This window comes from Xenophilus azovorans DSM 13620, from assembly GCF_000745855.1.
GTDB lineage: Bacteria > Pseudomonadota > Gammaproteobacteria > Burkholderiales > Burkholderiaceae_C > Xenophilus > Xenophilus azovorans.
Genome location: NZ_JQKD01000071.1, coordinates 1 through 17,840, shown reverse-complemented (window position 1 = coordinate 17,840; position 17,840 = coordinate 1). Strand labels below are relative to the sequence as shown.

Genomic DNA, 17,840 nt, shown 5'->3' with positions numbered 1-17,840 from the left:
GGACCGGCACAAAGGCTGGTGCAGCGCCCTCGGGCTCGACGGCTGCCGGCGCGGCCAGCACTACCGTCTTGCGTTCGTGCTTGCGCACCCAGGTGTTCAGCAGGTTGGCGTTGATGCCGCAGTCGCGCGCCAGCTTGGCCATCGAGATGCCTGGCCGACCGCAGGCCTCGATCAGTTCCTGCTTGGCCTGCGCGTCATAGACACACCGGCCATCGCGCTTGCGGCCAACGATCAGCCGCCCGGCCAACTCCGAAACCCACTCTGACATTACGTTCCCATCTACATGTACGTGGGCACGTAGGCTCTCAGGTCAGCGGGCTGGCGAGAAGGACGTGGTTAATTGCCCGCTTACGATGAACTTGCATCTCCCGTCCGCTTGGTAGGCGATGAGGAGATGTGTTCATCGTAGAGACCGCTACCCAACAGAAGCGGGACAGCACGGTGAGATTTCTGTCAGCTTTCCCGAGCGTGATAGCGCCACCGCTCCGAAGATTCGGAAGGCGAGATCAGGCTCAGCGACCAGGTGTTGAAGCGGCCTCTAGGACAAGACACAACGCCGAGTTGGATACTCCAGCAATGAAGGCGCATGACACAGTGGAATGATTGGGCCAAGCCGCGCTATGCATCGCCCTCGCCCGATCCGATCACCCTTGGCACCTCAGGATTGTGGATGGGCGTTGCGATGGGGAAACCACAGCGTGAAGCACGTATGTCCTCGGGATGAGGCTGCGTCGACGCTGCCGCCGTGGGCCTCTGCAATGGCACGCGTGATGGCCAAGCCCAAGCCGCTTCCATCGGAGTCAGGATGGGCACGCGAGGGGTCGGCGCGATAGAAGCGATCAAACAAGCGGGGCAGGACTTTGGGATCAATATCTTGCCCCGTGTTCTCCACCGCTACTGAGGTAGCGTGGCCAGTGCTCGAAATGCCGATTGTGATTGCGCCTGCATTCGGGGTGTAGCGCAAAGCGTTGGAGAGCAGGTTGCTCAGCGCGCGGCGGAACATCAAGCGATCGCCATCAATTTGGCCATCGCCGTGTAGCTGTAGTTGGATGGCTTTCTCCTCCGCTACCGCCTCGTAGAAGTCCAGCAATGCCTGGGCTTCCTTGCGCGCGGAGAACACCTCCTTGTGCGGCAGATCGACGCCGCGCTCAGTCTTCGCCAGGAACAGCATGTCGGACACCATGCGAGCCAGCCGCTGAAACTCCTCGGCGTTGGAGGCCAGGGTGTCACGATACGTCGCGGCGTCGCGCTTGGTCGCCAGCGCCACTTGCGTTTGGGTCAGAAGATTGCTGATGGGCGTGCGCAATTCATGAGCCAGATCGGATGAGAAGTCTGTCAGCCGCTGAAAGTCATCCTGCAGCCGATCGAACATGCGATTGAGTTCCTGCGCAAGGTCTGCCATTTCTACCGGCACAGCCCCTACTGGCATGCGCTCGGACAGCCTATGGCTTGTCACCACTGCGGCGCGTGACTTCATCTCGCGCAGCGGTGCCAACCCCTGGCGCGCAGCCAGCCAGGACAGTAAGCCGCATACAACGATGGCTGCGGCGACATACAAGGCCAAGCTGCTACGCAGACCATCCAGGAACTCGGTGTGGTGTTTGGTATCTGTCGCGATCAATACCTGCAGCGCCGATGCAGAGTAGCCCGAAAGCGACTGGAAGCTCAGCGTGTGAAACTCGGCATCGTGGTTGCGCCACACCCCAAATGTCCCCTTCGCATCGGTGTGGATGGCTTTACTACGCTGCACACCAAGCTCGGAATGTGAGGACTGAAAAACGGTCTCCTGATGAGCATCTTTTACCAAGACATAGAGATCATGGTGGTATCCCAAAGCGTCGCTCAAGCGGGAGCGCGCGTCGTTCACAGAATTGGCATTACCCAGAATTTCCTCGATCAACTGCCTCTTGTCCTCTAAAGCCATCTGATCGAGCACGACAAAATGACGCTGAGTCTCTGCCAGGAACAACAATCCCAGCCCGAGCACGACGATAGCCGCCACCACTGTAAAAAACAGGGTTAAACGGCGGGTCAACGAAAGCCTGCCCAGGCGCTGTTGTCGCTGCACCTTTATTCCTCCTCTGGTACGTCCAGCACGTAGCCCATGCCCCGCACGGTCTGGATGAGCTTGACGGCATGCCCCTCATCTATCTTCACGCGCAAGCGGCGCATCGCCACTTCGATGACATTGGTGTCGCTGTCAAAGTTCATGTCCCAGACCTGCGAGGCGATCAGGGAGCGTGGCAGCACTTCACCATGGCGGCGCATCAGCAGCTCCAGCAAGCCAAACTCCTTGGCTGTCAAGTCAACACGCTTGCCGTTGCGGGAGACACGGCGACGCAACAGATCCAGCTCCAAATCGGCCACCTTGAGCATGGTGCCCTCGTTGCCGGCATGACCGCGCCGCAGAATGATCCGAACCCTGGCCAGCAGCTCCGCGAACGAGAAGGGCTTGACAAGGTAATCATCCGCCCCAAGCTCCAGCCCTTTGACCCGATCCTCCACTTGGTCGCGGGCGGTCAGGAACAGGACGGGCATCTCAAGGCCACGGTCGCGCAGGGACTGCAAGACCTGCCAGCCATTCAACCCCGGCAGCATGACGTCCAGGATCACCAGGTCGTACTCACCTTGCAAAGCCAGATGCAGCCCGTCTGCGCCGTTAGGCACAAGGTCCGAAACGTATCCCGCTTCGGTCAATCCCTGCCGGAGGTACTCCCCCGTCTTGGGCTCGTCTTCAACAACCAATATCTTCACGTTCGCTCTCCGTTCACAGCATTGAACGAGAGTGTGCCGAACTCAAAGCGTCCCGACATGAAGATAACAACAATGTAATGCCTGGAACATCTGAGTGACAGGGTGCCCTCTCCAGAATCTTCACATCGTGAGATCAAAGATTCTTGCAGAGGAAACCATGGTCACTTCTAATCTTTCGCCGTCTTTCAGGGCGTCCCTGCCCTGGGTTTTGGCGCTGTTCGCGGGGGCGTCTTTCGCTCAAGCCTCACCGCCGGAGGCAGCGTCGCAGCCCACACTGCTGACGACGCTGCAGTACTCATCGCCAATCCAGGCTTACCAAGGCTACGTGGAGCAGCCAGTGCAGTCCTGGCGAACAGCCAATGATCGCGTCGGGCAGATCGGGGGTTGGCGCACCTACGCCAAGGAAGCCAAGACGCAGGCGCCGTCGTCGCCATCCCAGGATGCTGCTCCCGTCAGTGATCCGCATTCGAGCCATCACGGTGGAGGCAAGCAATGATGGGATTGGGTACCACTCATGCCAGATTGGCCCTGTCCGGCCTTGGCTTCGCCGTTCTGACCGGATGCGCCAGCGTCAGCTTGGATCAGAACATCAGCCGCGTGAACGACGAAGCCAGCGCGTTCACCGAAGGCAAGCTCTCGCTCGCACGCAGTCAGGACGACCGCGACCAGCGCGCGCAAGCCGCTCAGGCCCTGCTCGCTCAGCCCGTGGGACAGAAAGAGGCCGTTCAGTTGGCCTTGGTGAACAGCCCCTCCTTGCAAGCTCTGCTGGCGCAGGGTTGGGCGGAGTCGGCCGACGCGGCCCAAGGAGGCCGGATCGCCAACCCGATCTTCAGCTTTGAGCGCATGGTCGCGGGCGACGAACTGGAGCTGGGCCGTGCCTTGGCATTCGGCTTGTTGGACGTGCTGACGCTTCCAGCCCGGTACAACGTGGCGACCCGGCGCATCGAGCAGTCGCAGTTGCGCTTGAGCAGCGACGTGGTGGATCAGGTCACCCAGGTACGTCAGGCATGGGTGCGGGCCGTGGCCGCCCAGCAAGCACTCAAGTATGCCAAGCAGGTCTATGAAAGCGCGGAGGCCGGAGCCGAGTTGGCCAAGCGCATGCAAGGCGTTGGCAACTTCAACCGGATCACACGTGCTCGCGAGCAGGCCTTCTACGCTGACGCCGCCACCCGGCTCAGCACCGCAGGGCACCAGGCGACGGCCAGCCGGGAAGAGCTCGTGCGCCTGCTTGGGCTCGATGAGGCCCAGGCGCAAGCGCTTCGCCTGCCCGAGCGACTCCCCGACCTTCCCAAAGAGCCGCTGCAGCCGCAGGCTGTTGCCACGCAGGCCTCCAGAGCGCGCCTGGACATTCGGCTGGCGCAGGCCTCGTTGGATAGTGCGGCCAAGGCCCAGGGTCTGAACCTGGTGACCAGCTTCACTGACATCGAGTTGGAGGGGCGTCGCAATACCAGCTGGGATCGCGCCGAGGGCACCCGTTCGACCGCGCGTGGTTGGGAAATCGCCGTACGCCTTCCGATCTTCGATTGGGGCGGGATACAGCGTGATGCGATGAACGCACGGACCTTGGCCGCAGCCAACCAGCTCGAAGCCACCGTGCGCGCAGCAGGCTCCAGCCTGCGGGAAAGCTACTCGGCCTACCGCACGGCCTACGACGTGGCCCGCCACCACCGCGATGAAGTGGTGCCGCTGCGCAAGGTGATCTCGGAGGAAAACCAGCTTCGCTACAACGGCATGCTGATCAGCGTTTTCGAGCTGCTGGCCGATGCGCGCGATCAGGTCAGCGCCGTCTCCGCTGCCATCGACGCACAGCAGCAGTTCTGGCTGGCCGACGCCGCCATGCAGGCGTCCGTGATCGGACGCCCCACGAGCACCAGCCTGTCCGTCGCATCCAGTGCACCCGGCGGCGGCGACGCCGGCCATTGAAGCAAAGAACATCATCATGACATCCAGACGAGATTTTTTTAAGTTTGCCGGCATCGCAGGTGGCGCTGTTGCGGCGAGCTCGGTCAGCCGTGTGGCGATGGCCGCCCTGCCTGAACCTGTCATCCAGACCAGTGCGAGCACCATGGCACCGCTGGTACCCAACTCAGGCCGGCCCTACAACCCTGTGGTCACGCTCAATGGCTGGACGCTCCCGTGGCGGATGAACCAGGGCGTCAAAGAGTTCCACCTCGTGGCCGAGCCTGTGGTGCGCGAGATGGCGCCCGGCATGAAGGCCCATCTGTGGGGCTACAACGGTCAGAGCCCCGGCCCCACGATCGAAGTGGTCGAAGGCGACCGCGTGCGCATATTCGTCACCAACAAATTGCCCGAGCACACCAGCATCCACTGGCATGGCCAGCGCCTGCCCAATGGTATGGACGGTGTGACCGGGCTGACGCAACCCGCCATCGAGTCCGGCAAGACCTTCGTGTACGAGTTCGTCGCACGCCGGCCAGGCACGTTCATGTACCACCCGCATGCGGACGAGATGGTGCAGATGGCCATGGGCATGATGGGCTTCTGGGTCACGCACCCGAAGGACAAGCATCCCTTGATCGACGTGGTGCAGAGAGACTTCTGCTTCCTGCTGAGCGCCTACGACATCGAGCCTGGCGCTGCGACCCCCAAGGTTGCCGAGATGACGGACTTCAACCTGTGGACATGGAACAGCCGCGTCTTTCCTGGCATCGATTCCCTGAACGTTCGGCTCAACGACAAGGTGCGCGTTCGCATAGGCAATCTCACGATGACCAATCACCCGATGCACTTGCATGGGCACGAGTTCGTGGTCACCGGCACCGACGGCGGGCCGACACCCAAGAGCACGCGCTGGCATGAAGTGACCGCCGACGTGGCCGTCGGACAAATGCGCCAGATCGAGTTCGTGGCAGACGAGGAAGGCGACTGGGCCTTCCACTGCCACAAGAGCCATCACACGATGAACGCGATGGGGCACGACGTTCCCACGCTCATCGGCGTGGATCACACCGGCCTCGCCAGGAAGGTCAACAAGCTCATCCCCGACTACATGGTCATGGGCGAGCGCGGAATGGCAGACATGGCAGAGATGGAAATGCCCATTCCAGACAACACCGTGCCCATGATGACGGGACAAGGACCGTTCGGTTCGGTGGAGATGGGCGGGATGTTCAGCGTGCTCAAGGTACGCAGGGACCAGCAGCCAGGTGACTACAAGGACCCCGGCTGGTTCAAGCATCCGGCAGGCACGGTCGCCCACGAATACACCGGCCCATTGGCGGAGCCAGCCCGCTTCAGCGCAGAAGGCGGTCAGTCCATGCCGCGCGAGCGCAAGCCCGCGACGCCAACCGAGGTCAAGGTGCGCAAGCCGACGTCACATGGTGCGCACTGATTTCTTCCCTTCGTTTTTAACTGGAGATCATCCATGAAGTTCACGCGATCCACCTTCTACCGCCTGCTGGCTGCCGCCGCGCTGACCGCTTCGGGGGCCGCCATGGCCGCAGGCAACCATGCCGGTGGCCACGGCCACGGTGATGGAGAGGAAACCGCCATCGGAAAGCCCGGTGTCGCCGCCAAGGCCAGCCGCACGATCACCATCGAGATGAGCGACACCATGCGTTTCACCCCCTCGAACATTCAGGTCAAGCAGGGCGAGACCGTTCGCTTCATCGTCAAGAACGCCGGCAAGGTCAAGCATGAACTCAGCTTGGGCACCGAGAAGGAACTGCTTGAGCATCTGGAGCAGATGCGGAAATTCCCGGACATGGAGCACGACGAGCCCGGCAAGGTCACGCTGCAGCCTGGCAAGCAAGGCGAGATCGTCTGGCAGTTCACCAAAGCTGGCGGTGTGAACTTCGCCTGCCTGATTCCCGGCCACTACGAAGCTGGCATGAAGGGCCTCGTTCAGGTCAGCAAGAAGTAGAACCACGCCGCTTCATCAAGGGGATGCACGGTGACTGTGTCGGCTCTCCCACGTCCTGCTGATCCGCAAGGCGGATCAGCAGACATTTTTCAACTCGCGCCCGTGAGGTAGTCATGAACAGCTTCAAGCAATTTCTCTCCGTTTCCGCCGTCACGCTCGGCATTTTCCTGCCCATGAGCGGGATGGCCCAGACCACATCCGAATCGCCCAGGGCACAGGCCTCTCAACAAGCGTCGCTGACCGACGGTGAGATCAGGAAGGTGGACCTGGACAACGGCAAGGTCACCATCAAGCATGGCGATATCAAGCACCTGGACATGCCGGGAATGACCATGGTTTTCACCGCCAAGGACAAGGGACTGCTTTCCAACCTCAAGCCCGGGGACAAGGTGAAATTCATGGTCGTCAACGAAGGCGGAAAAATGGTCGTCACGGATATACGTCCAGCGAACTGAGGCGAACATGCGGAAGGCTGCAATGCGGATGAGGATGGTTCAGCAGTCCGTGTCCGCTTGCCCATTGTTTCCCGGTAGCTGAAAAATCACCATGCATCACGACCAATCCTCCCCCCATACCGATCGACGCAGTGGCTTCTGGCGTTCGCGCTACACCCTGGGAATGCTCGTCCTCGGTATCGTTGCCGGGTACTTCCTCTGGACCGAACACCGGGCCCATCTACAGCAGTGGTGGCCCTATGCGCTGCTGTTGGCCTGTCCGCTGATGCACGTATTCATGCACAAGGGGCATGGCGGACATGGCAACCAATCCCCTGGGTCCGACGAGGGCAGGCGGTCGAATTCCGACAGGGACTGACCATGGGCCGCGCGGGGTAGGCCTTATGCCTGCGTCTCTTTGACCGCTTCGCCTCTCTTCGGCCGTTCAGCCAGTCCGAACGCGGTTGCACACGCAACTGACATGCTATGCCAGCAGGAAGGGCCCACTGCATTCTCCGGGTCTGCCACAAGTGAGCGTGCCGCGCGCCGCACCTCCGTTCGCATGGGATCGCTTGGCTGCACTTGGGAACCGCCGGCGAACCGCAAAGTCGCATCCTGCAACACAGGTACCTGGAGGTGGCGAACCATGAAGCTGAAGCAGTTGGTCTGGATCACGACAGGACTGCTTGCTTTGATCGCCACAGCGGCAGGCAGCTACTTCCATCTTCTCAAGAGTGCTCCGCCAGCGGTTCCGCCCACCCGCAGCCTCCGGCCAGAAGATCCGCAGGTGCTGCGACTCGGCGCCACGATCTATGCACAGCAATGTGCGGCCTGCCATGGGGTCAAGGGCGAAGGCCAGCCCAACTGGCGAGACCGCGGACCTGATGGTCTCTTGCCAGCGCCGCCCCACGACCCCAGCGGCCACACTTGGCATCACCCCGATGAACAGCTGTTCGCCATCACCAAATATGGCTTGGCGAAGTTGATTGAGCAGCCCGACTACCGGACGGTCATGCCGGTCTACGACAAGGTACTGAGCGACGACGAGATCGTGGCCGCGTTGTCATGGATAAAGTCCCAATGGCCTCTTGAAGTTCGGCGCCGTCACGACGTGATCAATTCCCAATACCGCAAGTCGCTGAATCGATAACCAGCAACGCAACCGGATACTGCAATAGGCTAGACGGAATCGCTCGCCAGGATATTGGCTTGACCTTCACACAATGGCAAGGCTAATAATCAAGCCAGAATTTACGAAAGCACGGGTATGAACGACCACACGCACAAGCATACGCACGGCAAAAGGGACGCAGCTTCTTCGGTCGAACGTCCAGTAGCGACCAATGCTGCCGCCGCCATCGATGGCACACCAGGATTGGCTGGTTCCGCAGTTACCTACACCTGCCCGATGCACCCGGAAGTGCGGCAGGACCATCCGGGGCGCTGCCCCAAGTGCCAGATGCACCTGGTCCCTGAAGGGCAAGTTGCGCATGGCGACCACCGCCACCACGACCACCACGCTCACGTTGCTCGTGAGTCGGCTCCTGTGGCGCCTGCCGCCGCACCGCAGGAAGCGCCTGCCGGCACCACCTATACCTGCCCGATGCACCCGGAAGTGCGGCAGGACCATCCGGGGCGCTGCCCCAAGTGCCAGATGCACCTGGTCCCTGAAGGGCAAGTTGCGCATGGCGACCACCGCCACCACGACCACCACGCTCACGTTGCTCGTGAGTCGGCTCCTGTGGCGCCTGCCGCCGCACCGCAGGAAGCGCCTGCCGGCACCACCTATACCTGCCCGATGCACCCGGAAGTCCGGCAGGACCATCCGGGCAATTGCCCCAAGTGCGGCATGACACTGGAGCCGATCATTCCGCTGGATGAAGAGGACAACAGCGAGTTGAAGGATTTTCAGCGGCGCTTCTGGTGGACGCTGCCGCTTACTTTGATCGTCACGGTTCTTGCGATGTGGGGCCATCGCCTTGGCTTGTTCAGCATGGCAACGCAGACCTGGGTCGAATTGTTGCTGTCGCTCCCCGTCGTGCTCTGGACCGGATGGCCATTCTTCGTGCGGGGCTGGCAGTCGATCGTCCACCGCAGCCCGAACATGTGGACCTTGATCGGCCTGGGAACGGCCGCGGCATTCGTCTACAGCGTTGTTGCCACGGTGACCCCGGGTGTGTTTCCCGAATCGTTCGTGGCGATGGGTCGCGTCGCCGTGTACTTCGAGGCCGCGGTGGTCATTATTTCGCTGACCATGCTGGGCCAGATCATCGAGCTGAAAGCCCGCTCCCAAACATCGGCCGCGATCAAGTCCCTGCTGGGGTTGGCGCCGAAGACCGCCCGGCGCATCAATGCGGACGGCAGTGAAGAAGATGTGCCTCTCAACCACGTACACGTCGGCGATCTGCTGCGCGTGCGTCCCGGCGAGAAGATTCCGGTCGATGGCACGGTCACCGAAGGCAGCAGCGCGGTCGATGAGTCCATGCTGACCGGTGAACCCGTACCTGTGACCAAGCGGGTTGGCGACAAGCTGATCGGCGCTACCCTCAACACCAACGGTGCGCTGATCATGCAGTCCGAGAAGGTCGGGGCGGCCACCATGCTGTCGCAGATCGTCCAGATGGTCGCGTCTGCCCAGCGCTCCAAGGCCCCCATGCAACGCATGGCCGACGTGGTGGCGGGCAAGTTCGTCATGGTGGTCGTACTGGTCGCCATCGCCACGTTCTTTGTCTGGGGTCTGTTCGGGCCGGAGCCTAGCTGGGTGTTCGGGCTGATCAACGCGGTGGCTGTGCTGATCATTGCCTGCCCGTGCGCGTTGGGCTTGGCCACGCCGATGTCGGTGATGGTCGCCACCGGCCGCGCCGCGACGCAGGGCGTGCTGTTTCGCGATGCCGGTGCGATCGAGAAGATGCGCGAGGTGGACACCCTGATCGTGGACAAGACCGGCACGCTCACGGAAGGCAGACCCGCGTTCGATACAGCCATTGCGGCTCCGGGCTTCACGCCCGATGAAGTGCTGAGGCTGGCAGCCAGTCTGGACCAGGGCAGCGAGCACCCGCTGGCAGACGCGATCGTCAGCGCTGCGCGAGCCAAGGGCTTGCAACTGGCCAAGCCCTCTGATTTCGAGTCGGGCAGCGGCATCGGCGTGCGCGGAACGGTGGAGGGACGGCGCCTGGCATTGGGCAATACGGCACTGATGGAGCAGGAAGGAGTGGCGGTTTCTGCACTGCGTGCCGACGGAGAACGGTTGCGCGGTGAAGGCGCCAGCATCATGCACTTGGCCGTAGACGGCGTGTTCGCGGGCATCCTGGCCGTGACCGACCCCATCAAGGCCAGTACGCCCGATGCCATCCGAACCCTTCACGCCAGCGGTCTGCGCATCGTGATGGCGACTGGAGATGGACTTACCACAGCCAAGGCCGTGGGGGCCAAGCTCGGCATCGATGAAGTGCACGGCGAGGTCAAACCCGCTGACAAGCTGGCGCTGGTGGACAAACTGCAAAAGGAAGGTCACGTGGTTGCCATGGCGGGAGACGGCATCAACGATGCGCCGGCCCTGGCCAAGTCCGATGTGGGCGTCGCCATGGGCACGGGCACCGACGTTGCAATGAACAGCGGCCAGATCACCCTCGTGAAGGGTGATCTGCGCGGCATCGCCTCGTCCCGCGAGGTCTCCATCGACACGGTACGCAACATGCGGCAGAACCTGCTGTTCGCCTTTGTCTACAACGGCATCGGTGTACCCATCGCGGCTGGCGTGTTCTATCCGTTCACGGGCTGGCTTCTCTCCCCATTGATCGCGGCGCTGGCGATGAGCCTGAGTTCTGCTTCTGTGATTTTCAATGCGCTTCGGTTGCGCGGCGTGAAGTAGCCCAGGATGATTTGGAGCCGCTATCAAGTCGAACAACTCGAAAATCAAGTCTTTAGATTGATTGACATCAATTTCACAACACAATCACCTGGCTAACATATCCTCATGATCTGCTTTAGACGCATCGTCACGCAATGGGGCCGCTGGATTGCCAGCGGTCTCGTCGTGACCTTGCTCTTTTCGCAGGTCGCATTGGCGATGTATGCCTGCCCCAAACTGGACTCGGACACGCACGTCGCATCAATGCAGATGGCAGGCATGGCCATGGAGGATGCCGCCAGCATGTCCGGTATGCCGGACTGCCACGCCATGCCGGGAACCATGGACGGTGAGGCGCCGCAGTTGTGCCGAGCACATTGCAGCGGCGATGGCAAGCCGGTGCCTTCATTGCAAGGCTTGGACGTCCAGAGTCTCGCTGCCCAGGCGGTCTGGTTCGCGTACATGCTTCCGGCCGTGATCGAATCCCACGCGGCAGCCGGGCAGCACGTCGCCTATGTCCCGCCCGACCATCGAGCGGGCTTTCCGCCGATCTACCTCACGCTCCAAGTCCTGCGGAATTGACACGCCGATCCGTGCTCGCCGCGCACCGATGCGGCAGACCACGTGATTTCGTGAACACCAATTCCGAGGACAACCATGTTTACTCCCTTTTTTGGCGCCCCCGAGGGGCGCCCGTCGGCGTACGGCCGAGGCACAACGCCGGCCTCGATGCGAGTGCATCGTCTGAAAGCTATCAGCATCGCGTTGGCGGGCAGTGCGCTTGTCTCGCCTGTAGCCTACGCCCTCGATTTTGCTGAGGCACGCCTTATCGCGGAGCAGCAGAGCCCACGCATAAGCGCGCAGCAGTTGCAGGTTAACGTCGCCGAATCCGTGCAGAAGGCAGCAGGCTCGCTGCCCGACCCCAAGCTCTCGCTCGGCATCGAAAACTACCCCATCAGCGGCATGGATCGCTGGAGCATGACGCGCGAATCCATGACGATGCAGCGCTTGGCGCTCATGCAGGAAGTGCCCAACAGGGCCAAGCGCGACGCCCAGGTCGCCAGCGCGCAGGCGCGTGTGGATCGAGAACGCGCGGCGCTGGTTTTGCAGCGATTGCAGATCCGCCAGGAACTCAGCCTGGCGTGGATCGCCGCGCAGGCGGTGGAGCAACGGGAGATACTGCTGACGGAACTGCTCGCGGAGAACCAGCGCCTGCAAGACAGTCTCCCCGCTCGCGTCGCCGGCGGCACCGCCCAGGCTGGCGATCTGTTGGTCGCGCAACAGGAGGCGCTGACACTCACGGACCGCCGTGACGATCTACAGCGGGACCGGGCCAAGGCCAGGGCCGCGTTGCGGCGCTGGGTGGGCTCCAGGGCCGACGAAGCACTGCAAGGCGATCCAGGCCCGCTCACTCGCCCCGTCGCGCAACTGCGCACAGAACTGGCGAATCACGCGGAGCTTGAACTCTATCCGGCGATGCAAAGCATGGCCCGGGCCGAGTCCCGCGAAGCCCAATCAGAGACCCGCGGCGATTGGGCCTGGGAGATAGCCTATAGCCGGCGTGATCGCCGATGGGGCGACATGGTGTCATTTCAGGTGACATTCGATCTGCCTTGGCAGAAGGATCGACGCCAAGTGCCCATGATCGAGGCAAAACGGCACGAGTTGGAACGTCTGGACGCCGAACGCGAAGACGTGGCGCGGCGGCATTTGCAGGAGCTGGACGACAGCGCCGCCGAACTCCAAGCGTTGAACAGCCAGATCGACCGCCTGCAGACCGCCGGCTTGCAACTGGTACGGAACCGAGCGGCACTTGCATTGAGCAACTACCGATCCGCCAAGGGGGACCTGAGCGCTGTGCTCAGTGCACGCGCCCAGGTGCTGGAGACGCGCATGCGTCTGATCGACCTCGGAGCGCAGCGCGACAGCCTCGTCGCCCGACTGAACAGCCTGATCGCGGACTGAGTGGAGACCCTCGCCATGAACACCTCTTCGAGAAACATCCTTGCCGGCTTGACGCTGATTGCTGCCGGTATTGCCGTTGGATGGAGCGTCGCCCAATGGCGCGCCGGCCACCTCAGCGGCTCCGCCGCTGCCACCATTGCAAGTGCTCCGACCGAGCGCAAGGTGCTGTATTGGTACGACCCGATGGTGCCGACCCAGAAGTTCGACAAGCCCGGCAAATCGCCCTACATGGACATGGAGTTGATGCCGAAGTACGCAGATGAAGACACTCAGGACAGCACGGGCCTGAGCGTGTCGGCGCAAGCGGTGCAAGCCCTGGGCCTGCGTATAGCCGAAGTCGTGCAGGGCAAGATCGGCGCAGATGTGAACGTCGTGGGCACCGTGCTGCTCAACGACCGCGACGTAAGCATCGTGCAGGCGCGGACCGCTGGCTTCGTCGAGCGTGTCTATGCACGGGCTGCGGGCGACGTGATCGCAGCAGGGGCACCGCTGGCTGACCTATTGCTGCCGGAGTGGATCGCCGCACAGCGCGAGTTTCTCTCGGTTCGCGCGATGGGCGACGCACCGTTGACCGCAGCTGCCAGCCAACGGCTGCTGCTGCTCGGCATGCCGCAAGCCCTGATCGCCCAGGTGGAGCGCACAGGCGAGCCCAAGGGGCTGTACACGGTCACAACACCTCAAGGCGGCTTGGTGGCCGAACTGATGGTGCGTCAGGGCATGACGGTTTCCGCCGGGGAAAGCTTGGCCCGGGTGAATGGCTTGGCCACGGTGTGGATCGAAGCGGCCGTCCCCGAAGCACAAAGCGGGCCATTGGAGGTCGGCCAAACGGCGCAGGTCCGGCTGGCGGCGTTTCCCGGTGAAGTGCTCCAGGCGCGCATCGTGAGCATCCTGCCCGAAGCCAACCGCGACACCCGTACGGTGCGAGTGCGGCTTGAAATGGCCAATCCCGGCCAGCGCCTGAAGGCCGGCATGTCCGGCCAGATCGCGCTCAAAGGCAACGAACAGCCCGCGCTGCTTGTTCCCAGCGAGGCGGTCATCCGCACCGGCAAGCGCGCACTGGCCTATGTGGTCGATGGACCCGGCAAGTTCCATCCCGTGGAGGTCCAGGTGGGCGCGGAGGTAGGCGATCAACTGGTGGTCAACGGCGGGCTCGCGGCGGGACAGCAGGTGGTGGCCTCGGCGCAGTTCCTTATCGATTCGGAAGCCAGCCTGCGGGGCGTGCTGCCTGCAGGTGCCGCGGCGTCCGCGCCTGCATCGCCGCACAACGGGCACGGCACCTCGTCGCCAACGGCCGCGGCCACCAACGCTTTCGTGGTGCGCGGCGTGATCGAGGAGATGTCGCCCACCGAGCTGACGCTGGCGCACGAGGCCGTGCCAGCCCTCCAATGGCCGGCCATGACCATGGGCTTCAAGCTGAGCAGCCCGCAGCTCGCCGCGGGTCTTTCGGTTCGGCAGCAGGTGCGATTCACCTTCTCCAAGCAAGGTGAGGACTACGTGATCACGGCCATCGAAAAGGTGCAGCCATGATCGCCAAGCTGATTCGATGGTCGGTGGCCAATCGCTTCCTGGTGCTGCTGGCCACCGCCATGCTCACGGCATGGGGCGTGTGGGGCGTTCGCAGCACGCCCGTGGATGCGCTGCCGGACTTGTCAGACGTGCAGGTCATCATTCGCACCAACTACCCAGGACAGGCGCCGCAGATCGTCGAGAACCAGGTCACCTACCCGTTGGCCACCACCATGCTGTCGGTGCCAGGGGCCAAGACCGTGCGCGGCTTCTCGTTCTTTGGCGACTCGTTCGTCTATGTCTTGTTCGAGGACGGAACCGACCTGTACTGGGCCCGCTCACGGGTACTGGAATACCTGAACCAGGTCCAGGGCCGATTGCCCGCCACGGCGAAGCCGGCCCTGGGTCCGGACGCCACAGGCGTCGGCTGGATCTTCCAGTACGCGCTCGTGGATCGCACGGGCAAGAACGATCTGGCGCAACTGCGTGCGTTGCAGGACTGGTTCCTGAAGTTCGAACTCAAGAGCCTGCCCAACGTGGCCGAGGTGGCATCGGTGGGGGGCATGGTCAAGCAGTACCAGGTCGTGCTCGACCCGATCAAGTTGGCGTCCTATGGCCTCAGTCAGGCTCAAGTCCGCGATGCCCTGATGGCGGCCAACCAGGAGACCGGCGGCTCCGTCCTGGAATTGTCAGGCGCGGAGTACATGGTCCGCGCGAGCGGATACCTCAAGACCCTGGACGAGTTCCGGGAGATCCCCTTGACGGCACGCGGCGGTGTGCCGGTGCGGCTGGGGGATGTGGCGATGCTCCAGATAGGCCCGGAGATGCGGCGTGGCATTGCGGAACTCGACGGAGAAGGCGAGGTCGCCGGCGGCGTGGTGGTGCTGCGCTCCGGCAAGAATGCCCAGGAGACGATCGCTGCCGTCAAGGCCAAGCTGGCGGAGCTGCAGGGCAGCCTGCCGCCGGGCGTCGAGATCGTCACCACCTACGACCGCAGCGCGCTGATCGAGCGGGCCATTCGCAATCTCACGACCAAGCTGGGCGAAGAGTTTCTGGTGGTGGCGCTGGTCTGCGCACTGTTCCTTTGGCATCTTCGTTCTGCGCTGGTGGCCATCATCTCGCTACCTCTGGGCGTGATGACGGCGTTCCTGGTCATGCGCTACCAGGGCATCAACGCCAACATCATGTCGCTGGGGGGGATTGCCATCGCCGTGGGGGCGATGGTGGATGCAGCGGTGGTGATGATCGAGAACGCCCACAAGAAGCTGGAGGCTTGGCAGCACGCGCACCCGAATCAACGACTGCAGGGCAAGGAACGGTGGGACGTGATCACACAGGCCGCGGAGGAAGTCGGTCCTGCGCTCTTCTTCTCGCTGCTCATCATCACGCTCTCGTTCATCCCGGTCTTCACCCTAGAAGCGCAGGAAGGCCGGCTGTTCGGCCCGCTGGCATTCACCAAGACCTACGCGATGGCTGCGGCCGCAGGGCTGTCGGTGACGCTGATTCCCGTACTCATGGGCTACTGGATTCGCGGGCGTATCCCAGATGAGCAGAAGAACCCCATTACCCGCATCCTGATTGCAGCCTACCGGCCAGCACTGGAGTGGGTACTGCGCCGGCCCAAGGCGACGCTGCTGATCGCCGTGCTGGCCTTGGCGACCACGGCCTGGCCCTTGGCGCGGCTCGGCGGTGAGTTTCTGCCGAGGTTGGACGAAGGGGACCTGCTCTACATGCCCTCGGCCCTGCCGGGACTCTCGGCGCAGCGCGCCACGGAGTTGCTGCAGCTGAGCAACCGCATGATCAAGACCGTACCTGAAGTGGACAAGGTGTTCGGCAAGGCAGGACGGGCCGAAACTGCGACCGATCCGGCGCCCCTGGAGATGTTCGAGACCACGGTGAAGCTCAGGCCCAGGGAACAATGGCGTCCAGGCATGACGCCCGAGAAGCTCGTGGAAGAGCTGGATCGTGCCGTGAAGATCCCGGGCCTGTCCAATATATGGATTCCCCCTATCCGCAATCGCATCGATATGCTGGCTACCGGCATCAAGAGCCCGATCGGGGTGAAGGTGACTGGCAACGACCTGGGCGTGATCGATCGCATCGCTGCAGAGGTCGAGCAGGTCGCCAAGGGCATTCCCGGCGTGACGTCATCACTCGCGGAGCGCTTGACGGGCGGGCGCTACGTGGATGTTCAGATCGATCGCGTAGCCGCCGGTCGCTACGGCCTGAACATCGCCGATATCCAGGCGGTCATCGCCGGCGCGGTGGGTGGCGAAAACGTCTCGGAGACGGTCGAGGGGCTTGCCCGCTTTCCGATCAATCTGCGCTACGCGCGAGAATGGCGTGATTCACCACAACGGCTGGCAGAACTCCCCATCTTCACGCCGATGGGTCAGCAGATTACGTTGGGGACCGTGGCACGCATCGCGATCACCGATGGGCCGCCCATGCTCAAGAGCGAGAACGCACGGCCCTCCGGTTGGGTCTATGTCGATGTGCGCGGCCGTGATCTAGCCTCGGTGGCCAATGAACTGCGCGATGCCATCGGGCAGCAGGTCAAGCTGGAGCCGGGTGTGAGCATCACCTACTCCGGGCAGTTCGAATACATGGAGCGGGCCAATGCACGCCTGAAGGTTGTGGTGCCTGCCACCCTGTTGATCATCTTCGTTCTGTTGTACCTGACCTTCGCGCGTGTGGACGAAGCGGGCTTGATCATGGCGACTTTGCCCTTCGCGCTCACGGGGGGCATCTGGTTCCTGTACCTGCTGAATTACAACCTGTCCATCGCCACCGGCGTGGGATTCATCGCGCTGGCAGGTGTGGCGGCGGAGTTCGGCGTGGTGATGCTCATCTATCTGAAGCAGGCCTTGGCGGAACGTTGCCCCGATGGACGCGAACCGACGCGAGAAGAACTGCTCGATGCGATCCGGGAAGGGGCGGTGCTGCGCGTGCGCCCAAAAGCGATGACCGTTGCGGTCATCCTGGCGGGCCTGGTACCCATTGTTTGGAGCAGCGGCACGGGCTCTGAAGTCATGAGCCGCATAGCAGCCCCGATGCTCGGCGGGATGGTGACCGCACCGTTGCTGTCGCTGTTCGTGATTCCGGCTGCCTACCTGCTGATGCGTAGTGAGCGTCCAGTCATCCCATCTTGACCGGCCGCACGCGGTTCATCAGGGCTGCAGTTGCGCTCCGACGTAGGCAACGCACTCCACGAGGTTGAGCGCGGCCAGCAGCAAGAACTTCTCGGCGTCAGTTCGCACCCGTAGCAGGTCGTGTTCGCCGAGGTAGCCGTAGACGAACGCGAGCAGGTAGCGCTCTGGGTGGTCGACGCAGAACCGCGTGATCATCTGCTCGACGAGGTCCGGCGGCACGCCCTCGGTAAACCCGATCGTCGCTGTCAGCCGCTGCAGGCAGGTTTCCTGCACGTCTTCGGTGATCGTGGGGAAGG

The 17,840-nt window shown here is 62.7% G+C and carries 15 protein-coding genes and 1 pseudogene; 12 read left to right on the top strand and 4 right to left on the bottom strand.

The genetic code is table 11. From position 1 onward, the window contains the following. The 3 genes from Q392_RS24225 to Q392_RS24215 all read right to left on the bottom strand — a co-directional run. The coding region (locus Q392_RS24225) for a transposase (RefSeq protein ID WP_038206561.1) at positions 1 to 268 on the bottom strand (268 nt) is incomplete at its 3' end. Between the two features lie 390 nt (positions 269 to 658). Beyond that, positions 659 to 2,068, bottom strand: coding sequence for a heavy metal sensor histidine kinase (locus Q392_RS24220; protein WP_038213852.1), 1,410 nt, complete (start codon positions 2,066 to 2,068; stop codon positions 659 to 661). Between the two features lie 2 nt (positions 2,069 to 2,070). Further along, positions 2,071 to 2,754 carry a heavy metal response regulator transcription factor gene (locus Q392_RS24215; protein ID WP_038213848.1) on the bottom strand — a complete coding sequence of 228 codons (684 nt, stop codon included), beginning with the start codon at positions 2,752 to 2,754 and terminating at the stop codon, positions 2,071 to 2,073. 127 nt (positions 2,755 to 2,881) lie between these two features. Here Q392_RS24215 and Q392_RS32255 point away from each other — a divergent pair, with 127 nt between their 5' ends. The 12 genes from Q392_RS32255 to Q392_RS24165 all read left to right on the top strand — a co-directional run bounded on the left by Q392_RS32255 (position 2,882) and on the right by Q392_RS24165 (position 17,544). Then, the gene (locus Q392_RS32255) at positions 2,882 to 3,250 is read left to right on the top strand and encodes a hypothetical protein (RefSeq protein ID WP_245610796.1); all 369 of its coding nucleotides are present in this window, start codon (positions 2,882 to 2,884) and stop codon (positions 3,248 to 3,250) included. Beyond that, positions 3,247 to 4,677, top strand: a complete 1,431-nt coding sequence (locus tag Q392_RS24210) for a TolC family protein (RefSeq protein ID WP_038213846.1) — start codon at positions 3,247 to 3,249, stop codon at positions 4,675 to 4,677. Before Q392_RS32255 ends, Q392_RS24210 begins: the two co-directional genes overlap by 4 nt. Positions 4,678 to 4,693: 16 nt before the next feature. Further along, the gene (locus tag Q392_RS24205; protein ID WP_038213858.1) at positions 4,694 to 6,106 is read left to right on the top strand and encodes a multicopper oxidase family protein; all 1,413 of its coding nucleotides are present in this window, start codon (positions 4,694 to 4,696) and stop codon (positions 6,104 to 6,106) included. A 33-nt stretch (positions 6,107 to 6,139) separates the two neighbouring features. Next, on the top strand, positions 6,140 to 6,637 hold the full coding sequence (locus Q392_RS24200; protein WP_038213835.1) for a cupredoxin domain-containing protein: 498 nt from the start codon (positions 6,140 to 6,142) through the stop codon (positions 6,635 to 6,637). A 113-nt stretch (positions 6,638 to 6,750) separates the two neighbouring features. Then, the gene (locus Q392_RS24195) at positions 6,751 to 7,092 is read left to right on the top strand and encodes a copper-binding protein (RefSeq protein WP_038213830.1); all 342 of its coding nucleotides are present in this window, start codon (positions 6,751 to 6,753) and stop codon (positions 7,090 to 7,092) included. A 91-nt stretch (positions 7,093 to 7,183) separates the two neighbouring features. Beyond that, the gene (locus Q392_RS32250) at positions 7,184 to 7,450 is read left to right on the top strand and encodes a DUF2933 domain-containing protein (protein ID WP_084217375.1); all 267 of its coding nucleotides are present in this window, start codon (positions 7,184 to 7,186) and stop codon (positions 7,448 to 7,450) included. 267 nt (positions 7,451 to 7,717) lie between these two features. Next, on the top strand, positions 7,718 to 8,221 hold the full coding sequence (locus Q392_RS24190) for a c-type cytochrome (RefSeq protein WP_038213827.1): 504 nt from the start codon (positions 7,718 to 7,720) through the stop codon (positions 8,219 to 8,221). A 258-nt stretch (positions 8,222 to 8,479) separates the two neighbouring features. Continuing rightward, a complete protein-coding gene (locus Q392_RS24185) occupies positions 8,480 to 10,942 on the top strand; it encodes a copper-transporting P-type ATPase (RefSeq protein ID WP_425425200.1) in 2,463 nt (820 codons plus the stop codon). 105 nt (positions 10,943 to 11,047) lie between these two features. Continuing rightward, positions 11,048 to 11,503, top strand: a complete 456-nt coding sequence (locus Q392_RS24180; protein WP_038213825.1) for a hypothetical protein — start codon at positions 11,048 to 11,050, stop codon at positions 11,501 to 11,503. Between the two features lie 147 nt (positions 11,504 to 11,650). After that, a complete protein-coding gene (locus Q392_RS24175) occupies positions 11,651 to 12,886 on the top strand; it encodes a TolC family protein (protein ID WP_003121558.1) in 1,236 nt (411 codons plus the stop codon). Between the two features lie 15 nt (positions 12,887 to 12,901). Continuing rightward, complete coding sequence (locus Q392_RS24170; RefSeq protein ID WP_038213818.1) at positions 12,902 to 14,413, top strand: efflux RND transporter periplasmic adaptor subunit; 1,512 nt, start codon at positions 12,902 to 12,904, stop codon at positions 14,411 to 14,413. After that, positions 14,410 to 17,544 carry an efflux RND transporter permease subunit gene (locus tag Q392_RS24165; RefSeq protein WP_038213815.1) on the top strand — a complete coding sequence of 1,045 codons (3,135 nt, stop codon included), beginning with the start codon at positions 14,410 to 14,412 and terminating at the stop codon, positions 17,542 to 17,544. Before Q392_RS24170 ends, Q392_RS24165 begins: the two co-directional genes overlap by 4 nt. 18 nt (positions 17,545 to 17,562) lie before the next feature. On the opposite strand, the pseudogene Q392_RS33500 reads toward Q392_RS24165, so the two are convergent. Then, positions 17,563 to 17,840: pseudogene (locus Q392_RS33500) on the bottom strand (hypothetical protein); the annotation flags it as partial.

What these genes read in the sequence shown, in the direction of transcription:
- Q392_RS24210 (WP_038213846.1), top strand. Translation starts at nt 3,247, where the DNA reads ATGATGGGATTGGGTACCACTCATGCCAGATTGGCCCTGTCCGGCCTT.
- Q392_RS24205 (WP_038213858.1), top strand. Translation starts at nt 4,694, where the DNA reads ATGACATCCAGACGAGATTTTTTTAAGTTTGCCGGCATCGCAGGTGGC.
- Q392_RS24200 (WP_038213835.1), top strand. Translation starts at nt 6,140, where the DNA reads ATGAAGTTCACGCGATCCACCTTCTACCGCCTGCTGGCTGCCGCCGCG.
- Q392_RS24195 (WP_038213830.1), top strand. Translation starts at nt 6,751, where the DNA reads ATGAACAGCTTCAAGCAATTTCTCTCCGTTTCCGCCGTCACGCTCGGC.
- Q392_RS32250 (WP_084217375.1), top strand. Translation starts at nt 7,184, where the DNA reads ATGCATCACGACCAATCCTCCCCCCATACCGATCGACGCAGTGGCTTC.
- Q392_RS24190 (WP_038213827.1), top strand. Translation starts at nt 7,718, where the DNA reads ATGAAGCTGAAGCAGTTGGTCTGGATCACGACAGGACTGCTTGCTTTG.
- Q392_RS24185 (WP_425425200.1), top strand. Translation starts at nt 8,480, where the DNA reads ATGCACCCGGAAGTGCGGCAGGACCATCCGGGGCGCTGCCCCAAGTGC.
- Q392_RS24180 (WP_038213825.1), top strand. Translation starts at nt 11,048, where the DNA reads ATGATCTGCTTTAGACGCATCGTCACGCAATGGGGCCGCTGGATTGCC.
- Q392_RS24175 (WP_003121558.1), top strand. Translation starts at nt 11,651, where the DNA reads ATGCGAGTGCATCGTCTGAAAGCTATCAGCATCGCGTTGGCGGGCAGT.
- Q392_RS24170 (WP_038213818.1), top strand. Translation starts at nt 12,902, where the DNA reads ATGAACACCTCTTCGAGAAACATCCTTGCCGGCTTGACGCTGATTGCT.
- Q392_RS24165 (WP_038213815.1), top strand. Translation starts at nt 14,410, where the DNA reads ATGATCGCCAAGCTGATTCGATGGTCGGTGGCCAATCGCTTCCTGGTG.